This window comes from Tabrizicola sp., from assembly GCF_031377265.1.
Taxonomy (GTDB): domain Bacteria; phylum Pseudomonadota; class Alphaproteobacteria; order Rhodobacterales; family Rhodobacteraceae; genus JAUYQR01.
The window spans coordinates 1-4773 of the sequence record NZ_JANMET010000129.1; the positions used below are offsets into that span (position 1 = coordinate 1).

8 protein-coding genes are annotated in these 4773 nt (G+C 61.7%); 4 read left to right on the top strand and 4 right to left on the bottom strand.

What is annotated here, in order from left to right; all coding sequences use genetic code 11:
- A partial coding sequence (locus RMO18_RS07550) for an allantoate amidohydrolase (RefSeq protein WP_309664955.1) occupies nucleotides 1–811 on the bottom strand: 811 nt, incomplete at its 3' end.
- A gap of 125 nt (nucleotides 812–936) precedes the next feature.
- Between RMO18_RS07550 and RMO18_RS07555 the strand changes: the two genes are divergently transcribed.
- From RMO18_RS07555 to RMO18_RS07565, 3 genes are all read left to right on the top strand, one after another.
- Nucleotides 937–1584, top strand: a complete 648-nt coding sequence (locus RMO18_RS07555) for a TetR/AcrR family transcriptional regulator (RefSeq protein WP_309664956.1) — start codon at nucleotides 937–939, stop codon at nucleotides 1582–1584.
- Between the two features lie 84 nt (nucleotides 1585–1668).
- The gene (locus RMO18_RS07560; protein WP_309664957.1) at nucleotides 1669–2241 is read left to right on the top strand and encodes a hypothetical protein; all 573 of its coding nucleotides are present in this window, start codon (nucleotides 1669–1671) and stop codon (nucleotides 2239–2241) included.
- A 58-nt stretch (nucleotides 2242–2299) separates the two neighbouring features.
- Entirely contained in the window at nucleotides 2300–2827 is a 528-nt protein-coding gene (locus RMO18_RS07565; protein ID WP_309664958.1) for a heme-degrading domain-containing protein, read from the top strand.
- 74 nt (nucleotides 2828–2901) lie between these two features.
- On the opposite strand, the gene RMO18_RS07570 is transcribed toward RMO18_RS07565, so the two are convergent.
- The gene (locus tag RMO18_RS07570; protein WP_309664959.1) at nucleotides 2902–3234 is read right to left on the bottom strand and encodes a DUF1127 domain-containing protein; all 333 of its coding nucleotides are present in this window, start codon (nucleotides 3232–3234) and stop codon (nucleotides 2902–2904) included.
- 137 nt (nucleotides 3235–3371) lie between these two features.
- On the opposite strand from RMO18_RS07570, the gene RMO18_RS07575 reads away from it, so the two are divergent.
- Entirely contained in the window at nucleotides 3372–4208 is an 837-nt protein-coding gene (locus tag RMO18_RS07575; RefSeq protein WP_309664960.1) for a LysR substrate-binding domain-containing protein, read from the top strand.
- Nucleotides 4209–4247: 39 nt separating this feature from the next.
- On the opposite strand, the gene RMO18_RS07580 is transcribed toward RMO18_RS07575, so the two are convergent.
- Both RMO18_RS07580 and RMO18_RS07585 read right to left on the bottom strand, forming a co-directional pair.
- Entirely contained in the window at nucleotides 4248–4535 is a 288-nt protein-coding gene (locus RMO18_RS07580) for a cupin domain-containing protein (RefSeq protein ID WP_309664962.1), read from the bottom strand.
- 3 nt (nucleotides 4536–4538) lie between these two features.
- Nucleotides 4539–4773 (bottom strand): aminotransferase class III-fold pyridoxal phosphate-dependent enzyme (locus tag RMO18_RS07585; protein ID WP_309664964.1); only part of this gene is annotated, 235 nt, incomplete at its 5' end.

Sequence of the window (4773 nt, forward strand, 5' to 3'; positions counted from 1 at the left end):
CCTGCCCCACCGTGCCAACTGCATTGGGTTGGTGACTCATGGCAATCTGGTGCACGCGCTCAGTGATGCGGGCCATGCCGAGGCCGGCGTTGACGCGCAGCGCCATCGGCGTCGAGCCGGTATGCGCCTCCTTGCCGGTCAGCGTGATTTCCAGCCACCACAGGCCCTGTCCGTGTGTGACAACGCCGATGTCCTTGCCCTCGGCTTCAAGGATCGGCCCCTGCTCGATATGCAGCTCCAGCATCGCATGCATCTTGCGCGCGCCGACCGTCTCATCGCCCACCCAGCCGATCCGCGCCAGTTCCTCGCCGAAAACCTTGCCCTCGGGGTCGCGGCGGCTTTTGGCATAATCCTCAGTATGGATCCCCGCGAACACGCCGCTCGCCAGCATCGCAGGCGCAAACCGTGCGCCCTCCTCATTCGTCCAGTTCGTTACCACAATCGGATGCTTCGTCCGCACCCCCAGATCGTTCATCGACCGCACCACCTCCAGCGCGCCCAGCACCCCCAGCACCCCGTCATATTTGCCCCCGGTCGGCTGGGTGTCGAGGTGACTGCCCATGTAGACCGGCAACGTCCCGGCATCCTCCCCCGCCCGCGTCGCGAACATGTTGCCCATGGTGTCGACGCCCATGCTCATCCCCGCCGCCTCGCACCAGCGCGCGAACAGATGCCGCCCTTCAGAATCGGCATCGGTCAGGGTCTGGCGGTTGTTTCCCCCCGCCACGCCCGGCCCGATCTTGGCCATCTCCATCAGGCTGTCCCACAGCCGCACCGGATTGATCCGCAGGTTTTCCCCAGGTGAAGGCATATCGGTCTCCCCACGCGCGGGGGTGTCTGACGCACCCCTTGCAGCGACTCGTTTCCTGACCGTATGGTCAAAGCGAAGCGCACCACAACCTGACCATCCGGTCAACGAAAATCTGGGACGTTGGAATGACACAGACTGCCCAAGTTTCGCAGATAAAATCCGGCAAACGCACAGATATCAGGCGTGAAAATGAACGCTTGATCCTGGATGCTGCAGAAAAGGTGTTTGCCGAGGCCGGATTTGGCGGCGCAACCATGCAGCTGATCGCTGATCTTGCCGGGCTGCCAAAGGCCAACCTGCACTATTACTTCGCCACCAAGGAAGACCTGTATCGCCGCGTCGTCAGCCAGATCTTCGAAATCTGGCTCGATGCCGCCGCCAGTTTTGACAACGCCCCCGACCCCGCCTCCGGCATCGGTGCCTATATCGATGCCAAGATGGACATCTCGCGCCGCCACCCGCACGGATCAAAGGTCTGGGCGTCAGAGGTGATGCACGGCGCGCCGGTGATCCAGGATTATCTGGAAACCACCCTCACGGAATGGACCAACGGGCGGATCGCGGTAATCCAGCGCTGGATCGATCAGGGCAAAATGAACGCCATCGACCCACGCCATCTGCTGTACATGCTCTGGGCCACCACCCAGCATTACGCCGATTTCGGCCATCAGATCGAAACCCTGAACGCCGGCAAGCCGTTGTCGGACCGTCAGTGGAACGAAGCGAAAGCCAGTGTTAAGACGATGATCCTGCGGGGCATCGGGGCCATCTGACGCGCCTGCCGTATTCACGAATCATTATCTCATGCTAGCGTTTGCCCCATCGCGGGGCCTTTCCCGCCTGAATTCGAGGTGACCATGCGCAGACAGCTGATTTTGGCCTGCTTCTTACTGACCCCGGTGATTGCCGCCCCAGCCCTGTCCGGCCCGCTGACCGACGCGGCCGCCTCCGCCGACGCAGCCATAGCCGCCGGAGATTTTGACGCGTGGTACGCAGCAAACGAAGTCCTGATCGAAACCGCGTGGAATGCAGCCGGTCTGCATTTTGGCAATCTCGTCGCCACCACCGGCCCCGCCACGGCTTATGGCGCCTATGAGCCACGCGCTTCCACTGTCTACGCCGCTGGCGAGCCGGTGGAACTTTACATCGAGCCGCGTGGCTACGGCTACGGTGACCTTGGTGGCGGACAGCTTGAAATCGCCTTCGACATCGACCTGCGGGTCCTGGAGCCCTCAGGGTCGGTGGTGATGGAACAAGAGAACTTCGCGAACTTCGTGGTCAAGACCCGCGCCCGCAGCCGCGAGTTGATGGTCAACCTCACCGCCACTTTCGATGGTGCGCCGGCGGGCAACTACACATTGGAATTCACCTTCAAAGACCGTCACAGCGACCAAACCGCCAGCTTTACGAATGACATAACCCTGCAGTAGACCAAGGCTGCGCTCGACCGGCTTCGGTTCTGGGCCAAGATGAGAAAAGGGAAATCACGTGGAAAAGCTGAAGGCGCAGGCCGGGCCCCAATCGCAGGTGGCGGAACTGCGTCCACCCGGCATCACCACACCTCCCAGCATCGCACAGCTTGAAGCCGAGGCCACGCGGCTGGTCTTTCCGCGCTTTACCGAAGACACCGCGCTGCGGCTTGGCCTCGTGCTTGTCGAACTTGCACGCGCGGGCAAACTGCCGGTTGTCATCAATATTCGTACCACCGATCGCACCCTGTTTCACGCAAGCCTGCCCGGCTCGGCGCCGCTCAATGACCTGTGGGCGCGGCGAAAGTCCAACACCGCGCTGCGCTTTCACGAAGCCTCGCTCCTCGTCGGCACCTGCAACCGGGCCAAGGGCGAAACCCTGGCGAAGCACGGCCTCTCGTCCGAAGAGCACGCCGACCACGGCGGCGCGGTTCCGATCCGCGTCAAGGGCGCTGGCGTGGTCGCGGTGGCCACCGTCTCGGGCCTGCCGCAGATCGAAGATCACCAACTGGTGGTGCGGGGAATGGACCTGATCCTCAGGTCATAAGGACGGTCCACACCGGGGCTTTAGGGGCGGGCATCTGCCTCAGTTGTGGCCGGCGCGGCAGGGTTCCGACAGCCTTACTTCTTGCCCCCAGACTTTGGATTGGGCACGTCCTGCAGGTGGTCTGCCGATCCTGCTGCCAATCGTGTGCGGGCCCTTTCGGACAAGGCGTCAGCGGCATCTACCTGAATTGGCAAGCAGGCCGCCCATTCTACCTCTTCACGGGTGACGCCGATGTCATCAAGCATTCTGTCGCTCAGGGAAAACGTCTTTATGAATGCCTTGCGTGCAATTCTGTCCTCATAACGCGCTGTCATCGTGCCGCGAACGCGGGAAAACAGCGATCCTAGCGTTGTCTGCAAGAACGGGACTTGAGAAGAATTGCGTTTGATGGCTGGCTCAGTGGACATGACGGGCTCCTTTGTCTTGACCGCAAGTGCCACGCCAAATTCCATCAATACAGTGCATAGCTTTGATGCTATCGTTCAGAAAATTTGAAGTGACCGGCCATATGCAACCACAACAGCACGCCCTTCTTGAGATTGACTTGCTCAAGACCTTTCTGACCATATCCGAAACCGGCAGCTTTACGGTCGCGGCCGGACACGTCTTCAGAACGCCCTCCGCCGTCAGCATGCAGATCAAGCGGCTGGAGGAGCAATTGGGCCGTGCCCTGTTCATCAGGCATTCGCGGCATGTGACGCTCACTGCGGACGGCGAGGCTTTTCTGGTTCACGCCCGCGAGATGCTTCGGATCAATGACGAAGCCCTTGCCCGCTTTCGCGTACCGCAGGTTGAAGGACGGGTCCGGTTCGGCGCACCCGACGATTTGGGCGCGCGATACCTGCCCACCGTCCTGTCGCGCTTTGCATCCACGCACCCCTTGGTGGAGGTCGAAGTGGTCCTGTCGACAAGCACCGCCCTGATGGCGCAGTTGGAAGCGGGAGAGATCGATCTCATCCTGACGACGTCGACCGAGTTGGCACTGGCCCCCGGCGAATTGATCTTTTCTGAACGACTGGTCTGGGTCGGGGCGCGTGACGGTGTTGCATTTTCGCGAACACCCGTTCCGCTGGCGCTTTCCGCGCATGGCTGCCCATGGCGCGCCACGGCACTTGCGTCATTGACCGCGGCCAACCGGGGCTACCGGATTGCCTACACCTCCGAAACCGGTGCCGGCCAACTGGCGGCGGTCATGGCCGATCTGGCAATAGCACCGCTTCCCATCGGGATCGTTGGTGAAAATCAAAGGGTACTGACGGAAAAGGATGGTTTCGGCCAGATCGGGCGCTATCACCTCAGGTTGCTGAAAGGCGCAGATACCGGATCCGCGGTCCAGGTGTTTGCCGACCACATAAGACACAGCTTTGCCCAGCACGATTGATCGGTCCGGGATGGATGCGGACCTGAACCAGAGTGCCCGCTAGCCTTTCACCTCAACCTCGACAAAGCTCATTGCGGCCGCGCCATCGTTCACCACATTATGCTCCACGCCCTGCGCACGCCGGTAGGCGGTTCCTGCAGGCACCAGCACCCGCCGCACCCCGCCGCCCGGCTCCTCCAGCAGCATGGGGCAATCGCTCACCGCAACGATCACGTAATCATGCCCGTGCCGGTGCCACCCCGTCTCGGCCCCTGGGGCAAAGTCAAAGCGGGTCACGCGCACGCGGTCGTCATCTACCACCACCGTTGCCGTGCATGCCGGGCGCATCGGTCAGGCCAACGTCTTCAGCACATCACCCAGCGTACCGATCAACTGGTCAATCTCGGGTTTGGAGATGATCAGCGGCGGGCTCATCGCAATGATGTCACCGGTGGTGCGGATCAGGATGCCTTTCTCATAAGCCGCAAGGAAAGCGTTGAACGCGCGTTTGGTCGGCTCGCCCGGAATACCCTCAAGCTCCACCGCGCCGATCAGGCCCATGTTGCGAATGTCGATGACGTGCGGC

Bases quoted from the DNA above. Each gene is read 5' to 3' on its own strand.
- RMO18_RS07560 (WP_309664957.1), top strand. From the start codon at position 1,669: ATGCGCAGACAGCTGATTTTGGCCTGCTTCTTACTGACCCCGGTGATT.
- RMO18_RS07555 (WP_309664956.1), top strand. From the start codon at position 937: ATGACACAGACTGCCCAAGTTTCGCAGATAAAATCCGGCAAACGCACA.
- RMO18_RS07570 (WP_309664959.1), bottom strand. From the start codon at position 3,234: ATGTCCACTGAGCCAGCCATCAAACGCAATTCTTCTCAAGTCCCGTTC.
- RMO18_RS07580 (WP_309664962.1), bottom strand. From the start codon at position 4,535: ATGCGCCCGGCATGCACGGCAACGGTGGTGGTAGATGACGACCGCGTG.